Raw genomic sequence first — 16937 nt, 5'->3', positions numbered from 1 at the left:
CACACGGCGCGAGGTGTGCGGCGCGCCGGACCGCGGGGCGTGCGGTGCGGGGCACCGGAGGGCGGGTGGCCGCCGGTGCGGTCAGCCGCCGGAGATGCCGACCACCAGCCAGATGAAGGCCGCGCCCGCGACCGTGCACAGCAGGGTGGAGCGGGCGGGGTGCTCGTGGTGGGCCTCGGGGAGGATCTCGGCGGCGGCGAGATAGAGCAGGACGCCGCCGAAGAGGCCGAGATAGCCGCCGAGCACCGGCTCCGGGATGTGGAAGAAGACGGTCGACAGCGCGCCCAGCAGAGGGGCGCAGGCATCGGCCACCAGCATGCCGACCGCACGCCGGCGCGCGTTGCCGTACAGGCTCGTGACGGTGAAGGTGTTGAAGCCGTCGGCGAAGTCGTGCGCGATCACGGCGAGCGCGACGGACGTGCCCATGCCGCCGCCCACCTGGAAGGCCGCGCCGATCGCCACGCCGTCCATGGCGCTGTGGCCGACCATCGCGGCGGCCGCGGTCAGGCCCACCTCGGGCGCCCGGTGGTCGTGCTCGGCGCCGCCGTGCGCCGCCTGGCGCGCGGCCAGGGTGCGCTCCACCAGGTGGGCCACCAGGAACCCGGTCACGAACAGCAGCAGGGCCGCGGGCACGCCGAAGACCTCCCGGTCGGCCGCGTGCAGCGCCTCCGGCAGCAGGTCCAGGCCGACCACGCCCAGCATCAGGCCGCCGGCCAGTCCCAGGACGAGATGGCGACGGTCGGTCACGCGCTGTGCCGTCCAGCCGCCGGCCAGCGTCATCAGGAACGCGCCGAGCGCGACGAAGACCGCCATAGGCACTTGCTATCCGATGGAGGTGCCTTCGCGCACATCCGGCGCCGTCCATACCCCGCCACACCCTGAGATTTCACCCGCTTCCGAGTGGTGATCCCGTACGAGAGGACCCTTCCCATGGCCGATGCCCCCACCGGCAAGGTGACGTTCGTCGGTGCCGGCCCCGGCGCCGCCGACCTGCTGACGTTCCGTGCCGCCCGCGCGATCGCCGAGGCGGACGTGGTGATCTGGGCGGCCAGCCTGGTCCAGGCGGAGGTCCTCGGGCACGCGCGCGAGGACGCGGAGATCCTGGACTCGGCCACCATGTCCCTGGAGGACGTCGTCGCCGTCTACCGGCGGGCGCACGCCGAGGGGCTGAAGGTCGCCCGGATCCACTCCGGCGACCCGGCGCTGTGGGGCGGCACCCAGGAGCAGCTGGACCGGTGCGCGCGGATCGGAATCGGGACGGAGATCGTGCCCGGGGTGTCGTCGTTCTCGGCGGTGGCCGCGCTCGCCGGGCGCGAGCTGACGATCCCGGAGGTCGCGCAGTCCGTCGTGCTCACGCGGCTGGGCGGCGGCAAGACGCCGATGCCGCCCGGCGAGGAGGTCCGTGAGTTCGCCCGGCACGGTACGACCATGGCGGTCTTCCTGTCGGCGGCGCGCAGCGGGCAGCTGGTGCGCGAGCTGCTCGAGGGCGGCTACCCGACCGACACCCCGGTGATCGTCGCCCACCAGGTGACCTGGCCGGAGGAACTGGTCGAGAAGTGCACGATCGGCACGCTGGAGGAGACGGTCAAGGAGCACAGGCTCTGGAAGCACACGCTGTTCCTGGTGGGACCGGCGCTGGACGCCGAGGGCACCCGCTCGCACCTGTACCACCCGGGGCACTTCCACGGGTACCGCAAGGCCGATCCGGAGGCACGGCGGGCGCTGCGCGAGCGGGGGGCGAAGAGTTGATCACGGTCGTCGGCACCGGGACGGGAGCGCCCGCCGCGGACGACGTGCTCGCCGGGGCCGCGCTGGTGGTCGGCGGGCGCCGGCACCTGGACGCCGTACGGCCGCCGCGGGGCGCCGAACGGATCGTGCTCGGCCCGCTGGCGCCGGCCCTGGACGCGATCGCGGAGTACGTCGGCAAGGAACTGCCGGTGGTCGTGCTGGCGTCCGGGGACCCCGGCTTCTTCGGGATCGTGCGGGCCCTGGCCGAGCGGTTCGGGGCCGGGCTGCTGGACGTGCGGCCGGGGGTGTCCTCGGTGGCCACGGCGTTCGCCCGGATCGGGCTGCCCTGGGACGACGCCGTCGTGGTCAGCGCGCACGGCCGGGATCCGCGTACGGCGGTGAACGTCTGCCGGGCGCACCCCAAGGTGGCCGTCCTCACCGGCCCCGGGGCCGGGCCCGCCGAGCTCGGTGCCGCGCTGGACGGCGACCGGGTCCTGGTCGTGGCCAGCGCGCTCGGCGACCCGGAGCGGGAGCGCGTGGAGCGGGTGACGCCCGCCGAGGCGGCGGCCCGGGACTGGGGTACGGCGGTGAACGTGGTGCTCTGCCTGGACGAGGCACGGGCCCTCGGCGCGGTGCGCACGGTCGCCGGCGTGCCGTCCGGCCCGGCCCGGTGGGCGCTGGACGAGGACGAGTTCGCGCACCGGGACTCGATGATCACCAAGTTCGAGGTGCGGGCGCTGGCCCTGGCCCGGCTGGGGCCGCGCCCGGGCGACCTGGTGTGGGACGTGGGTGCCGGTTCGGGCTCGGTGGCCGTGGAGTGCGCACGGCTCGGCGCGGCCGTCGTCGCGATCGAGAAGGCCCCGGACGGGGTGCAGCGCGTCCACGACAACGCGCGGGCCCACGGCGTGGACGTACGCGTGGTGCACGGCACGGCGCCGCAGACGCTGTCCGGGCTGGCCGACGATCCGGACGCGGTGTTCGTCGGCGGCGGGGGGCGCGAGCTGCCCGCCGTCGTGACCGCGTGTGCCCGGCGGGCCCGGCGGACCGTGGTGGTCGCCGTGGCCGCGTTGGACCGGGTGCCGGCGGCGCGCGAGGCGCTGACGGCCGCCGGGTTCGGCTGTGCGGGGGTGCTGCTGCAGTCGTCGCGGCTGGCACCGCTGCCGGGTGACGTGACGCGTCTGGCGGCCACGAATCCGGTGTTTCTGCTCTGGGGTGTCAGAACCCCGTTGCCCAGTGAAGGAGTTGCGCAGTGATCGGCCTCATTTCCGCCACCGTGGCGGGGGCGGCGGCACGGGACCGGCTGGCCGCGGCCTGGCCGGACCGTACCCGGGTGTACGAGGGTCCCGTCGGGGAGGCGGTGCGGACCGCGTTCGCGGAGTGCGGGCAGCTGGTCTGCTTCCTCGCCACGGGGGCGGTCGTACGACTGCTCGCCCCGCTGCTCGGCGACAAGAGCGCCGACCCGGGTGTGGTGTGCGTGGACGAGGGCGGCCGGTTCGCCGTCTCGCTGGTCGGCGGGCACGGCGGCGGCGCCAACGAACTCGCCCGCCGGGTCGGTGAGGTGCTCGGTGCCGAGCCCGTCGTGACGACCGCCACGGACGCCGCCGGGCTGCCCGGCCTGGACACCCTCGGGCTGCCCTGCGAGGGCGCGGTCGCCACGGTCTCCCGTGCCCTGCTGGACGGTGAGGCGGTCGCGCTGGAGGCGGAGGTGCCGTGGCCGCTGCCGCCGCTGCCCACCGCACCGCACGGCTCGTACACCGTCCGGCTCACCGACCGCGCCGTCGAACCGGGCGAGCGGGAGGTGCTGCTCCGGCCGCCGTCCCTGGTGGTCGGGGTCGGCGCGTCCAAGGGCGCCCCGGCCGAGGAGGTGCTGGGGCTGATCGAGGCGGCGCTGCGCGAGGCGGGTCTCTCGCCGCGTTCCGTGGCCGAACTGGCCACCGTGGACGCCAAGTCGGCGGAGCCCGGCCTCGTCGCCGCCGCCGAACGGCTCGGGGTGCCGCTGGTGGGCCACTCCGCAGGGGAGCTGGCGGCCGTCGAGGTGCCCAACCCGTCCGACGCGCCCCTCGCGGCCGTCGGCACGCCGTCGGTCGCCGAGGCGGCCGCGCTGGTCCGCGGCGGTGAACTCCTCGTGCCCAAGCGGAAGTCCCGGCGTGCCGACGGGCAGCCCGCGAGGGCGACCTGTGCCGTCGTACGGCGCCCGGGGCGCGGCCGGCTGGCCGTGGTCGGACTCGGGCCCGGCGCCCGGGACCTGCTCACCCCGCGCGCGACGGCCGAGCTGCGGCGGGCCTCGGTGCTGGTCGGGCTCGACCAGTACGTGGACCAGATCCGCGATCTGCTGCGGCCGGGCACCCGGGTGCTGGAGTCCGGGCTCGGCGCGGAGGAGGAGCGGGCCCGTACGGCCGTCGCGGAGGCCCGGCGCGGGCACGCGGTGGCGCTGATCGGCAGCGGGGACGCGGGCGTGTACGCCATGGCCTCCCCGGCGCTCGCCGAGGCGTCCGACGACATCGACGTGGTCGGGGTGCCCGGGGTGACGGCCGCACTGGCCGCCGGGGCGATCCTGGGGGCGCCGCTGGGCCACGACCACGTGTCCATCAGCCTGTCCGACCTGCACACGCCGTGGGAGGTCATCGAGCGCCGGGTGCGGGCGGCCGCCGAGGCGGACATCGTCGTCACCTTCTACAACCCGCGTTCCCGGGGCCGCGACTGGCAGCTGCCCAAGGCGCTCGCGATCCTCGCCGAGCACCGGGAGCCGGCCACCCCGGTCGGTGTCGTGCGCAACGCGTCCCGGCCTGACGGGTCCAGCCGGGTCACCACCCTCGCCGGGCTGGACCCGGCGACGGTCGACATGATGACGGTCGTCACCGTGGGCAACACCGCGACCCGCACCGTCGCGGGGCGCATGGTGACCCCGCGCGGCTACCGCTGGCAGGAGGCCGCACCGGTGAGCGGCTCCGCCGCCGGGCGGGAGGGCACCCGATGAACCGTGTGGTCCACCCCATCGAGCAGGAGTCCTTCCGGCGGCTGCGCGCCCGCCTGGACACCTCGCACCTCCCGCCGCTGACCCGGGCGGTGGTCGAGCGGGTCATCCACTCCGCTGCCGACCTGGAGTACGCCGCCGATCTCGTCATGGACGAGGGCGACCTGGTCAGGGCCCACGCGGCGCTGCACGCCGGTGCGCCCGTCGTCGTGGACGTGGAGATGGTCGCTGCCGGCATCACCCGGCGGGAGACCGTGTGCCGGCTGAAGGACGCCAAGTCCGGTCCGGGGCTGACCCGTTCGGCGCACGCGGTCCGGCTCGCCCACGAGCAGGTCGGCCCGGGCGCCCTGTGGGTGATCGGCTGTGCGCCGACCGCCCTGGAGGAGCTGCTGACGCTGGACGCCTCCCCCGCACTCGTCATCGGCCTGCCCGTCGGTTTCGTCGGCGCGGCCGAGTCCAAGGCCGCGTTGCGCGACAGCGGACTGCCCGCCGTGAGCAACGTGTCCGAGAAGGGCGGCTCGGCGGTGGCCGCCGCCGCGCTCAACGCCCTGCTGTACCACCCCGTTTCGTCTGAGGAGACCTCGTGACCACCCCGCCCGCCCTGCTCATCGCCGGACACGGCACCCGTGACGACGCCGGAGCGGAGGCGTTCCGCGACTTCGTGCGACAGCTGGGGCGCCGCCGGCCCGACCTGACCGTCGCGGGCGGCTTCATCGAGCTGTCGCCGCCGCCGCTGGGCGAGGCGGTCGCCGAGCTGGTGGACAAGGGCGTACGCCGGTTCGCGGCCGTGCCGTTGATGCTGGTGTCCGCCGGGCACGCCAAGGGTGACATCCCGGCGGCGCTGACCCGGGAGAAGGAACGGCACCCGGGCATCTCGTACACCTACGGCCGTCCGCTCGGCCCGCATCCGGCGCTGCTGAACGTGCTGGAGCGGCGGCTGGACGAGGCGCTCGGGGGCTCGGCCCGTACGCCCGGGGACCGCTCGGACGTCACCGTCCTGCTGGTCGGCCGGGGTTCGACGGATCCGGACGCCAACGCCGAGGTGCACAAGGCGGCCCGGCTGCTGTGGGAGGGCCGCGGGTACGCCGGTGTCGAGACGGCGTTCGTGTCGCTGGCGGCGCCGGACGTGCCGAGCGGTCTGGACCGGTGCGTGCGGCTGGGGGCGAAGCGGATCGTCGTGCTGCCGTACTTCCTGTTCACCGGGATCCTGCCGGACCGGGTGCGGCGGCAGACCGAGGGCTGGGCGGCCGCGCATCCGGAGACGGAGGTGCGCTCGGCCGACGTCATCGGGCCGGAGCCGGAGCTGCTGGATCTGGTGCTGGAGCGGTACGAGGAGGCCGTGAAGGGCGATCTGCGGATGAACTGCGACTCCTGCGTGTACCGGATCGCGCTGCCGGGCTTCGAGGACAAGGTGGGGCTGCCGCAGCAGCCGCACTTCCATCCGGACGACGACGGCCACCACCACGGGCACCACCATCACGGGGGGCACTCGCACAGCCATGCGCACTGAGGACGCCCGCGGCACCGGGCACGACGTGCGTGAGGACGGGGACGACGTGCGTCAGCACGAGGACGACGTGCGTCAGCACGGGGACGACCTCCGTCATCACGGGGACGCCGAGGTGCGGGACGACGGGGCCGCGCTGGTGGACCTCGCCGTCAACGTCCGTGCCGACACGCCTCCGCCGTGGCTGCGCGAGAAGATCGCCGCCAGCCTGCCGTCGCTGGCGGCCTACCCGGACGGGCGGGACGCGCGGGCGGCGGTGGCGGCGCGGCACGGGCTGCCGGTGGAGCGGGTGCTGCTGACGGCGGGGGCGGCGGAGGCGTTCGTGCTGCTCGCCCGCGCCCTGCGGGTTCGCCGGCCGGTCGTCGTGCACCCGCAGTTCACCGAACCCGAGGCGGCGCTGCGGGACGCCGGGCACACGGTGGAGCGGGTGCTGCTGCGGGAGGAGGACGGTTTCCGGCTGGATCCGGCGGCGGTGCCGCAGGACGCGGACCTGGTGGTGATCGGGAACCCGACGAACCCCACGTCGGTGCTGCATCCGGCCGGCGTGATCGCCGCACTCGCCCGTCCCGGGCGGGTCCTGGTGGTGGACGAGGCGTTCATGGACGCGGTGCCGGGCGAGCGGGAGGCGCTGGCCGGGCGGACCGACGTGCCCGGCCTCGTCGTGCTGCGCAGCCTCACCAAGACCTGGGGGCTGGCGGGGCTGCGCATCGGGTACGTGCTGGCCGCCCCCGGGATCGTCGCCTCGCTGGAGCGTGCCCAGCCGCTGTGGCCGGTGTCCACCCCGGCGCTGGCCGCGGCCGAGGCGTGCGTGGCACCGCGGGCGCTGGCGGAGGCGGGCCACGCGGCGCACCGGATCGCCGCGGACCGGGCCCACCTGGTGGCCGGGCTCGCCGCGTTCGCGCCGCGCGGTGTGCGGGTCGTGGAGCCCGCCCAGGGGCCGTTCGTGCTGGTGCGCATGCCGGACGCGGCGGCGGTACGGCGACGGTTGCGCGCTCTCGGTCACGCCGTGCGCCGTGGGGACACGTTTCCCGGGCTCGGCGCGGAATGGGTGCGGATCGCCGTGCGGGACCGGGTGACGTCGGACGGATTCCTGCGCGCACTGTCCGCGGCACTGACTCCTCCCCCGGGCCCGGCCGCCCCGGCCGGCTGAGCGCCCTGCCGGACCGGCCCCGCAGCGCCGGACCGGCCCCGCGGCACGCCGGGGCCGGCCCGGCGGGGGGTCAGTTCTTGCGGCGCCGGGCCGCCGTCACCGCTCCCCCGCCGACCAGCAGCAGCGCGAGCGCGCCGCCCGCGATGTACGGGGTCGCCGAGCTGCCGCCGGTCTCCGCGAGGCCGGCCTCGGCCGGGGCGCCCTGGGGACGGACGTCGGCGGCCGGGTCGTGGCTCGGCACGGGATGCCCGGCGGGCGGGGCCGCCGGGGACTCACAGGTGGCCTTGGCCAGCGTGACCGTGCCCTCGACGTCGGCCACATTGAGCCTCAACGGGTTGACGGAGACCTTGAGTTCGAGGGCGGTCGCGGCGGCCGTGCGGCTCGTGGTCCGCCGTGCGGCCAGGTCGAGCCGGACCTCGCCGACACCGGGCACCTTCACCTCGACGGGGCCGCCGGCGGTCAGCGTGACCCTCTTGCCGAGGACGGTGACGGCTCCGAGGACGTTCGCCGAGGCGGCCGGCGCCCTGCCGGCCTCGCAGGTCGCCCTCGCGGTGACCGTGTCGGCCTCGATCAGGGACAGCAGGGGCAGGCCGGGCACGTGCAGCCTGGCGTGGACGAGCCGGACCGAGCCCTCGGCGCGCCGGTCCGTCACGGTGGCCCGGGACTGGGCGACGTCCGCACCGAGCACGGTGAACGGCTTGCCGCCGGCCACACCGTCGAGCCGGGCGGACAGTGCGGCGCGGTCGGCGCTCCGCGGTGCCCGGACGTCGTCGAGGGAGACCGCGAGCGGGACCTCGACGGTCTTGTTGAGCAGGGACACGTCGAGCCCGGTGCGCAGGACGACGGCGGAGGCGCGGCCGTGACCACCGGTCGCGTGCGCGGCGCTCGCGCCCAGGGCCGCGGGCGCCGCGGTGAGCGCGGCGGCCGTCGCGACGACGGCGAGACGGCGTGCGGGCATACGGAAGTTGTTGCTGTTCAAGGCGGTGGGACCCCCAGACGAAACGTTCTTGGGACTCGTCAACCTTGTCCGCACTGTGGGTGAACGGTCAGCCGTCCGGGGTCACTTCACTCGATAGAGGCGTTTCAGTACGCCTCTTCGAATCACCGGGCACAGGCGTTCCCCGGCGCCCCGGGAGTGGTCCGCCGGTTCACGGCTTCGCCCGCCGCTCCACCGCTCGCCGGCTACTCCACCACGCGCCCGTTCAGCACGACCCGTCGCGGTGCCGCCAGCACCCGTACGTCCGCCCGCGGATCCGCGTCGTAGACCACCAGGTCGGCCGGGGCGCCCTCGTCCAGTCCCGGCCGCCCGAGCCAGGCCCGGGCGCTCCAGCTGGTCGCCGACAGGGCCTGGAGGGGCGGGATGCCGGCGGTGACCAGTTCCGCCACCTCCGCCGCGACCATGCCGTGGGCGAGCGAGCCGCCGGCGTCCGTGCCGACGTAGACGGGGATGCCGGCGTCGTAGGCGCCGCGCACGGTGTCGTAGCGGCGTTCGTGCAGCCGGCGCATGTGGGCGGACCAGCGGGGATAGCGGGTGTCGCCGCCGGCCGCGAGCTGCGGGAAGGTGGCGATGTTGACGAGGGTCGGGACGATCGCGACACCCCGCTCGGCGAACAGCGGGATCAGGTCCTCGGTCAGGCCGGTGGCGTGTTCGATGCAGTCGATGCCCGCCTCGACCAGATCCCGCAGGGAGTTCTCGGCGAAGCAGTGCGCGGTGACGCGGGCGCCGAGCCGGTGGGCCTCGGCGATGGCGGACTCGACCGCCGCCCGGGGCCAGCAGGGAGCGAGGTCGCCGAGGCCGCGGTCGATCCAGTCGCCGACCAGCTTGACCCAGCCGTCGCCGCGCCGCGCCTCCTGGGCGACGTACGCGACGAGGTCCTCCGGCTCGATCTCCCAGGCGTAGTTGCGGATGTAGCGGCGGGTGCGGGCGATGTGCCGGCCGGCGCGGATGATCTTCGGGAGGTCGTCGCGCTCGTCGATCCAGCGGGTGTCGGAGGGCGAGCCCGCGTCGCGCAGCAGCAGGGTGCCCGCCTCCCGGTCGGTGAGCGCCTGCTTCTCCGCGCTGTCGGCGTCGACCGGGCCGTGCGCCCCGAGGCCGACGTGGCAGTGCGCGTCGACCAGGCCGGGCAGCGCCCAGCCCGCCACCGTGGTGACGTCGCGGGCGCCGGCGGGGCGGTCGTACGAGATCCGCCCCCCGACCACCCACAGCTCGTCACGGACGTCGTCGGGTCCCGCCAGGACCCGGCCCTTCACGTGCAGCACGGCGCCATCGCTCATGCATCGCACCTTAACGACCTACGGTTCGTCCCCGTCCATCCGGTCGGCGCTCTCCTCCTCGACCTCGGCCATGGCCGGGTCGAGCAGCCGGGAGAGGAAGTGCCGGGTGCGCTCGTGCTGCGGGTCGCCGATGACCCGGTCGGGGCTGCCGTCCTCGACGATCACGCCGCCGTCCATGAAGACCACCCGGTCGGCGACCTCGCGGGCGAAGGTCATCTCGTGCGTGACGACCATCATCGTCATGCCGTCCTCGGCGAGCCGGCGCATCACGGCGAGGACGTCCCCGACGAGTTCCGGGTCGAGCGCGGAGGTCGGCTCGTCGAAGAGCATCACCCGGGGGCCCATGGCGAGCGCCCGGGCGATGGCCACCCGCTGCTGCTGGCCGCCGGAGAGGGAGGACGGGTAGGCGTCCGCCTTCTCCGCGAGGCCGACACGGGCGAGGTTCTCGGCGGCGGTCCTGGCGGCGGTCGCCTTGTCCCGCCCGAGGACCCGGCGCTGCGGCAGCGTGAGGTTCTCGGTGACGCTCAGGTGCGGGAAGAGGTTGAACTGCTGGAAGACCATGCCGATGTGGCGGCGTGCGGCGTCGATGTCCACGTCGGGGTCGGTGAGTTCGGTGCCGCCGACGAAGACCTTGCCCTCGGTGGGCTCCTCCAGCAGGTTCACGCAGCGCAGCAGCGTGGACTTGCCGGAGCCGGACGGCCCGATCACGCAGACGACCTCGCCCTGGCCGATCTCCAGGTCGATGCCGCGCAGGACGTGGTTGTCGCCGAAGGACTTGTGCAGGCCCTGGACGTGGATCTCCGGGCGGCTCAACGGATCGCCTCCTGGGACGTGGACTCCATGCGGCGGACGACGAAGCCGAGCGGAACGGTGACGAGCAGGTAGCAGAGCCCGGCCACCAGGATCGGGGTGGAGTTGGCGGTCGTACTGGCCAGGTCGTTGCCGAACTTGGACAGTTCCCGCTCCTCCAGGGTGACGCCGAGGAACAGCACCAGCGAGGAGTCCTTGAAGAGCAGGACCAGTTCGTTGGTCAGCGGCGGCAGGATGATGCGGAAGGCCTGCGGGACGATGATCGAGACCATGGCCCGGGCGGGCGAGAAGCCCAGCGAACGGGCGGCCTCCATCTGCCCCTTGGGCACCGCCTGGATGCCGGCGCGGATCGTCTCCGCCATGTAGGCGGCCGAGACCAGGCCGAGCGCGACGGCGACCTTGCCGTACGTTCCTCCCGGGTACTGGATGTCCGGGAAGGCCAGCGGTACGCCGACGCCGACGAAGATGAAGATCAGCAGCGCGGGCAGCCCGCGGAAGATCTCGATGTAGATGCCGGCGACCCAGCGGTAGGGCCCCACGGAGGACAGCCGCATCAGGGCGATGAGCATGCCGAGGGCCAGGCCGACGACGAAGCCGGACAGGGTGTACAGCACGGTGTTCTTCAGCGCCACCGTGATGACGTCCGGGAACATCTGCTCGGCGATGTGGGCCTGCGCGAACTGGTTCCTCAGCCGCCCCCAGTCCGCCGAGGCCGCGAACGCGACCAGGGCGGCGACGAAGACGGCGTACTGCGCCCCACGGGACAGCCGGCGCTTCTGGCGGCGGGTGAGGCCCCGCTTCTTCGGCTGGATCTGCGTGTCCGTGTCGGTCATCGGGTCAGGAGCCGGCCGGCGAGGCGGCGGAGGCCTTGTACGGGCCGATCCACTGCTCGTAGAGCTTCTTGTAGGTGCCGTCGGCCTTGGCCTTGGCGAGCGCCTTGTTGATGGCGTCGAGCAGCGCCTTGTTGCCCTTCTTCACGGTGAAGCCGTACTGCTCACCGGTCTTGAGGTTGTCGACGACCTTGAACCGGTCCGCGTTGGCCTTGTCCTTCAGCCAGCCCTGGACGACCGGGTAGTCGATGATGACGGCCTGGACCTGGCCGGTGCGCAGGCCGTTGAGGACCGCGTCGGAGGAGTGGAAGGAGACCGGGTCGTAGCCCTTGCTCTTGGCGTAGTCCTCGCCGGTGGTCTGCGCCTGGGCACCGAGCTTCTTGCCCTTGGCCTTGACGTCGGCGAGCGAGTTCACGCCGCTCTTCTTGTCGACGAGGACGGCCTGGGTGGCCTCGAAGTACGGGTCGGAGAAGTCGACGTTCTTCTTGCGCTCGGCGGTGATCGTCATGCCGGCGGCGGCCAGGTCGCACTGGCCGGAGTTGAGGAAGGCACCCGTCTTGAAGTTCTCGAACGGGGTGTCGAGCACCTGCTGCTTGACGCCCAGGTCCTTGGCGACGAGGTCGATCAGGGAGACGTCGAAGCCCTGCACCTTGCCGTCGATCACCGACTGGAACGGCGGGTACGGCAGGTGGGTGCAGGTGGTCAGCCGGCCGGCCTTGGCGAGGTGGACACCCTTGACGGTGGTCTTGCCGCTCCCCGAGTCGCTGGAGGAGCAGCCGGCCACGACGAGCACGAGTGCGGCGGTCGCGGTGGTGGCGGCCAGAAGGCGGGTCCGGCGCCCGAGGAGCGTTTTCATGGCGGGGAATCTCCTATAAGGGAACTGTGGGTTCCGATTATAAGGAGATGTTTGGGCCTCTCAAACCAAACCGATGGCCTTGGAGCCGCCCGGCCTAAGAAGTCGCCGCCCGGCAGGGGGCCGAGGGGTGGGAGTTACTCTCGTCCCCGTCGGCCTCCGGCCGGCCCCGTGGACCCTCGAGAGTGAAGAGAGCACCGCCGTGACCCACCCCTTCCTCGACCTGCCTCCGCTGAGTGCCGAGCGCTTCGCCGCCATCGAGGACGGGGTGGCCCGCCTGCTGGACACCCGGCAGGACGTGCTGATCACCCAGGGTGAGGCGCTGCTGCCGCTGGAGGGCGCGATCCGCGCGGCGGCCGGTCCGGGCACGGTGGCCCTGAACGTGATCACGGGCCCGTACGGGCAGACCTTCGGCAACTGGCTGCGCGACTCCGGCGCGACCGTGCACGACCTCTCGGTCCCCTTCCACACGGCGGTGACCGCCAAGCAGGTGCGGGAGGCGTTCGCCGCGCACCCGGAGATCGACTTCGTGTCGCTGGTGCACGCGGAGGCGGCGACCGGCAACACCAACCCGGTCGCGGAGATCGGCGCGGCGGTGCGGGAGCAGGGCGCGCTGTTCTACCTGGACGCGGTCGCCTCCGTGGGCGCCGAGCCGGTACTGCCGGACGCCTGGGGTGTGGACCTGTGCGTGATCGGGGCGCAGAAGGCGATGGGCGGCCCGGCGGGCGTGTCGGCGATCTCGGTCAGCGAGCGGGCGTGGGCCCGGATGGCGGCGAACCCGAACGCGCCGCGCCGCTCCTACCTCTCCCTGCTCGACTGGAAGGAGCGCTGGACCGACGCGGGCCGCAGGACGCTGCCGCACGCCCCCGCGCAGCTGGAGATGCTGGCACTGCAGGCATGCCTCGAACGCATCGAGTCGGAGGGCCCGGCCGCGGTGATGGCCCGGCACCGGCGCGCCGCGCTGGCCACGCGGGCGGGCGCGGTGGCACTGGGCGGGGGCCTGGAGCCGTACGTGTACGAGGCCGCGGAGGCCGCGCCGGTGGCCACGACGCTGCGGGTGCCGTCGGGGGTGGGCGCGTCGCGGCTGGTGGCCCGGGCGCTGGCGGGCGATCCGGCGCTGCCGCTGGCCGCGGGCGGGGGCGCGCTGGCCGAGGAGATGATCCGGGTCAACCACTACGGGGCCGACGCGACGCCGGGGGCGGTGCGGGCCTCCCTGACGGCACTGGCCGCCGCGCTGGCCGAACAGGGGGTGGCGGTGGATCCGATCGGCGCGCTGCGAGCCGTGGACGAGGCCTGGCGCTAGCCGCCGATTCACCCCACCCAGGGGTACGCCCGGCGCAAGGGCCGCGCCGGGATTACGCGCAAACGAATCGACGGAACGACCGGAGCCGGAATTCAATTGGATTTCACATTCCCCGTCAATTCACCGGACGATAGCTTCCCGTCTTCTTCTGCCCGCTTTTTGCAGAGCTAAACGGGGAAGTTTTCCGGCAGGTTTCCGGGCGTTTCCGTGTTGTGACACACTCCACAGCGGAATAGCTTTGTCCCGATTTTCCGTATGACAAATCGGGCATATCGTCTAGGTCGCTGCGCGGCACGGCGAGATCAGCCGTGCATTTCCTAATTCGCCTCGCTAAATTCGTGCCGCATGACTGCCGCACCAGCAGACCTACTCATCGACCGACCGGCGATGGCCGACGGAGCCGCGCTCTGGCGGCTGGCCAAGGACTCGAAAACCCTCGACCTGAACTCCTCGTACAGCTATCTGCTGTGGTGCCGGGACTTCGCCGGCACCTCGGCGGTGGCGCGCGGTGCGGGCGGGGAGCCGGTCGGATTCCTCACCGGCTACGTCCGGCCGGACCGCCCCGGGACCCTGCTCGTCTGGCAGGTGGCCGTGGACTCCGCCCACCGGGGCCTCGGCATCGCCGCCGCGCTGCTGGACGGACTGACCGCCCGGCTCACCGCCGAGCGCCGCATCACCGAGATCGAGACGACCATCAGCCCCGGCAACACCGCCTCCGAGCGGCTGTTCACCTCGTTCGCCGCCCGGCACGGAGCAGAGGTCACCCGTGAGGTGCTGTTCCCCGCCGACCTCTTCCCGGACGGCCCGCACGATCCAGAAGTGCTGTACCGCATCGGCCCGCTGACCGACTCCACCCCCCACTGAGGAGCGATTCACCGTGACCATCACCCAGCCCGACCTGAGCGTCTTCGAGACCGTCGAGTCCGAGGTGCGCAGCTACTGCCGCGGCTGGCCCACCGTCTTCGACCGTGCGGTGGGCAGCCGTATGTACGACGAGGACGGGCACGCGTACCTCGACTTCTTCGCCGGTGCCGGCTCACTCAACTACGGCCACAACAACCCGGTCCTGAAACGGGCGCTGATCGACTACCTGTCCCGCGACGGGGTCACCCACGGCCTGGACATGTCGACCACGGCGAAACGTTCCTTCTTGCAGACCTTCCAGGATCTGGTGCTGCGCCCGCGCGACCTGCCGTACAAGGTCATGTTCCCGGGCCCGACGGGCACCAACGCCGTCGAGTCGGCGCTGAAGCTGGCCCGGAAGGTGAAGGGCCGCGAGGCCATCGTGTCGTTCACGAACGCCTTCCACGGGATGTCGCTGGGCTCGCTCGCGGTCACCGGCAACGCCTTCAAGCGCGCCGGCGCCGGCGTACCCCTGGTGCACGGCACGCCCATGCCGTTCGACAACTACTTCGAGGGCAAGGTCCCGGACTTCCTGTGGTTCGAGCGGCTGCTGGAGGACCAGGGCTCCGGCCTCAACAAGCCGGCCGCCGTGATCGTGGAGACCGTGCAGGGCGAGGGCGGCATCAACGCCGCCCGGCCCGAATGGCTGCGCGCGCTCGCGGAGTTGTGCGAGCGGCAGGACATGCTGCTGATCGTCGACGACATCCAGATGGGCTGCGGCCGCACGGGCGCCTTCTTCTCCTTCGAGGAGGCGGGGATCACGCCCGACATCGTCACGGTCTCCAAGTCCATCAGCGGCTACGGGCTGCCCATGTCGCTGTGCCTGTTCAAGCCCGAGCTGGACGTCTGGGAGCCCGGCGAGCACAACGGCACCTTCCGCGGCAACAACCCGGCGTTCGTCACGGCCACCGCGGCCCTGGAGACGTACTGGACCGACGGCTCGGCCATGGAGAAGCAGACCCGCACCCGTGGCGAGCAGGTCGAGCAGGCGCTGATCTCCATCACCGAGGAGAACCTCGCCGACGTGAAGGAGTACCGCGGTCGCGGGCTCGTGTGGGGCCTGGAGTTCCACGCGAAGGACCGGGCCTCGCGCATCGCCCGGCGCGCCTTCGAACTCGGGCTGCTCATCGAGACGTCCGGCCCGGAGAGCGAGGTGGTCAAGCTGCTGCCCGCCCTCACCATCACTCCCGACGAACTGGACGAGGGGCTGAGCATCCTCGCCCGCGCCGTCCGGGAAACCGTCTGACCCGCCCGACTACCAGGAGGAAGAGCCCCACCGTGATCGTCCGATCGTTCAAGGAAGTCGAAGGCACCGACCGCCACGTCAAGGCCGAGTCCGGTACCTGGGAGAGCAAGCGGATCGTCCTCGCCAAGGAACGGGTCGGTTTCTCCCTGCACGAGACCATCCTCTACGCCGGGACGGAGACGTCGATGTGGTACGCCAACCACGTCGAGGCCGTCGTCTGCACCAAGGGTGAGGCCTACCTCACCGACCACGAGACCGGGAAGACGTACACCATCACCCCCGGCACCATGTACCTCCTCGACGGGCACGAGCGGCACACGCTGCGCGTGCAGGAGGACTTCCACTGCATCTGCGTGTTCAACCCGCCCGTGACCGGACGGGAGGACCACGACGAGAACGGCGTCTACCCGCTGCTCACCGAGCCCGAGGGGGTGTGACATCCAGTGACCACCATGACCACCGCCACCGACCTGTACCCCACCCGCGGCACCACCGAGGTGACCGTCCCGCGCAAGGACCCGGTCCTCTGGGGCTCCCCGGACACGCCCGGCCCGATCCCGAACGCCGACCTGCAGGCGTACGAGCGCGACGGCTTCCTCGCCATCGACCAGCTGATCACCCCGGACGAGGTCGAGGTGTACCGCGCCGAGCTGGACCGGCTGGTCACCGACCCGGCGATCCGCGCCGACGAGCGCTCCATCGTGGAGCCGAAGTCGCAGGAGATCCGGTCGGTCTTCGAGGTGCACAAGATCAGTGAGCTGTTCGCCGAGCTGGTGCGCGACCCCCGGGTGGTCGGCCGGGCCCGGCAGATCCTCGGCTCGGACGTGTACGTCCACCAGTCCCGGATCAACGTCAAACCGGGCTTCGGCGCGAGCGGCTTCTACTGGCACTCGGACTTCGAGACCTGGCACGCCGAGGACGGCCTGCCGAACATGCGCACGGTGTCCGTGTCGATCGCGCTGACCGAGAACTTCGACACCAACGGCGGGCTCATGATCATGCCGGGCTCGCACCGGACGTTCCTCGGCTGCTCCGGGGAGACGCCCAAGGACAACTACAAGAAGTCGCTGCAGATGCAGGACGCGGGTACGCCGTCCGACGAGGCGCTGACCGCGCTGGCGGGCGAGCACGGCATCCGGCTGTTCACCGGCAGGGCCGGCTCGGCGACCTGGTTCGACTGCAACTGCATGCACGGCTCCGGCGACAACATCACGCCGTACCCGCGCAGCAACGTCTTCATCGTGTTCAACAGCGTGGAGAACACGGCGGTGGAGCCGTTCGCGGCGCCGGTGCGCCGGCCGGAGTTCATCGGAGCGACGGACTTCACTCCGGTGACGTGAGCGCGGGTCCCGGAGCGAC

The 16937-nt window shown here is 72.9% G+C and carries 17 protein-coding genes; 11 read left to right on the top strand and 6 right to left on the bottom strand.

Annotation, left to right across the window (positions count from 1 at the left end; genetic code table 11):
- Positions 1-81 precede the first annotated feature (81 nt).
- Entirely contained in the window at positions 82-813 is a 732-nt protein-coding gene (locus ABVB68_RS29075) for a ZIP family metal transporter (protein WP_353604144.1), read from the bottom strand.
- Between the two features lie 117 nt (positions 814-930).
- Between ABVB68_RS29075 and cobM the strand changes: the two genes are divergently transcribed.
- The 6 genes from cobM to cobC are packed head-to-tail and all read left to right on the top strand — an operon-like array spanning position 931 to position 7359.
- Positions 931-1749: a precorrin-4 C(11)-methyltransferase gene (gene cobM, locus ABVB68_RS29070; RefSeq protein WP_353604143.1), complete on the top strand. Its 819-nt coding sequence runs from the start codon at positions 931-933 to the stop codon at positions 1747-1749.
- Positions 1746-2981, top strand: a complete 1236-nt coding sequence (gene cbiE / locus ABVB68_RS29065) for a precorrin-6y C5,15-methyltransferase (decarboxylating) subunit CbiE (RefSeq protein WP_353604142.1) — start codon at positions 1746-1748, stop codon at positions 2979-2981. Before cobM ends, cbiE begins: the two co-directional genes overlap by 4 nt.
- Positions 2978-4705, top strand: a complete 1728-nt coding sequence (cobJ, locus tag ABVB68_RS29060; protein ID WP_353604141.1) for a precorrin-3B C(17)-methyltransferase — start codon at positions 2978-2980, stop codon at positions 4703-4705. The genes cbiE and cobJ overlap by 4 nt, the downstream gene beginning before the upstream one ends.
- Complete coding sequence (locus ABVB68_RS29055) at positions 4702-5289, top strand: precorrin-8X methylmutase (protein ID WP_353604140.1); 588 nt, start codon at positions 4702-4704, stop codon at positions 5287-5289. The genes cobJ and ABVB68_RS29055 overlap by 4 nt, the downstream gene beginning before the upstream one ends.
- A complete protein-coding gene (locus ABVB68_RS29050; RefSeq protein WP_353604139.1) occupies positions 5286-6212 on the top strand; it encodes a sirohydrochlorin chelatase in 927 nt (308 codons plus the stop codon). Before ABVB68_RS29055 ends, ABVB68_RS29050 begins: the two co-directional genes overlap by 4 nt.
- Positions 6202-7359, top strand: coding sequence for an Rv2231c family histidinol phosphate aminotransferase CobC (cobC, locus tag ABVB68_RS29045; protein WP_353604138.1), 1158 nt, complete (start codon positions 6202-6204; stop codon positions 7357-7359). Before ABVB68_RS29050 ends, cobC begins: the two co-directional genes overlap by 11 nt.
- Positions 7360-7429: 70 nt before the next feature.
- Here cobC and ABVB68_RS29040 read toward each other — a convergent pair whose 3' ends face one another.
- The 5 genes from ABVB68_RS29040 to ABVB68_RS29020 form a co-directional block, all read right to left on the bottom strand.
- The gene (locus ABVB68_RS29040; RefSeq protein ID WP_353604137.1) at positions 7430-8338 is read right to left on the bottom strand and encodes an SCO1860 family LAETG-anchored protein; all 909 of its coding nucleotides are present in this window, start codon (positions 8336-8338) and stop codon (positions 7430-7432) included.
- A 203-nt stretch (positions 8339-8541) separates the two neighbouring features.
- A complete protein-coding gene (locus ABVB68_RS29035; protein WP_353604136.1) occupies positions 8542-9633 on the bottom strand; it encodes an amidohydrolase family protein in 1092 nt (363 codons plus the stop codon).
- An 18-nt stretch (positions 9634-9651) separates the two neighbouring features.
- Entirely contained in the window at positions 9652-10446 is a 795-nt protein-coding gene (locus tag ABVB68_RS29030) for an amino acid ABC transporter ATP-binding protein (RefSeq protein WP_353604135.1), read from the bottom strand.
- Complete coding sequence (locus ABVB68_RS29025) at positions 10443-11276, bottom strand: amino acid ABC transporter permease (protein ID WP_353604134.1); 834 nt, start codon at positions 11274-11276, stop codon at positions 10443-10445. The genes ABVB68_RS29030 and ABVB68_RS29025 overlap by 4 nt, the downstream gene beginning before the upstream one ends.
- A 4-nt stretch (positions 11277-11280) precedes the next feature.
- Positions 11281-12129, bottom strand: a complete 849-nt coding sequence (locus ABVB68_RS29020) for a transporter substrate-binding domain-containing protein (RefSeq protein ID WP_353604133.1) — start codon at positions 12127-12129, stop codon at positions 11281-11283.
- 199 nt (positions 12130-12328) lie between these two features.
- Here ABVB68_RS29020 and ABVB68_RS29015 point away from each other — a divergent pair, with 199 nt between their 5' ends.
- The 5 genes from ABVB68_RS29015 to thpD all read left to right on the top strand — a co-directional run bounded on the left by ABVB68_RS29015 (position 12329) and on the right by thpD (position 16918).
- Positions 12329-13429 (top strand): pyridoxal-phosphate-dependent aminotransferase family protein, encoded by a 1101-nt coding sequence (locus ABVB68_RS29015; protein ID WP_353604132.1) that lies wholly within the window; start codon positions 12329-12331, stop codon positions 13427-13429.
- Positions 13430-13774: 345 nt separating this feature from the next.
- Positions 13775-14293, top strand: a complete 519-nt coding sequence (gene ectA / locus ABVB68_RS29010) for a diaminobutyrate acetyltransferase (protein ID WP_353604131.1) — start codon at positions 13775-13777, stop codon at positions 14291-14293.
- A 13-nt stretch (positions 14294-14306) separates the two neighbouring features.
- On the top strand, positions 14307-15578 hold the full coding sequence (gene ectB, locus ABVB68_RS29005; protein ID WP_353604130.1) for a diaminobutyrate--2-oxoglutarate transaminase: 1272 nt from the start codon (positions 14307-14309) through the stop codon (positions 15576-15578).
- 32 nt (positions 15579-15610) lie between these two features.
- Positions 15611-16015 carry an ectoine synthase gene (locus ABVB68_RS29000; protein ID WP_353604129.1) on the top strand — a complete coding sequence of 135 codons (405 nt, stop codon included), beginning with the start codon at positions 15611-15613 and terminating at the stop codon, positions 16013-16015.
- 15 nt (positions 16016-16030) lie between these two features.
- Entirely contained in the window at positions 16031-16918 is an 888-nt protein-coding gene (gene thpD, locus ABVB68_RS28995) for an ectoine hydroxylase (RefSeq protein WP_353604128.1), read from the top strand.
- Positions 16919-16937 lie beyond the last annotated feature (19 nt).

The organism is Streptomyces sp. NPDC096012, from assembly GCF_040426375.1.
Taxonomy (GTDB): domain Bacteria; phylum Actinomycetota; class Actinomycetes; order Streptomycetales; family Streptomycetaceae; genus Streptomyces.
The sequence above is the reverse complement of the archived record's forward strand: the minus strand, read 5'-3'. Positions and strand labels throughout refer to the sequence as shown.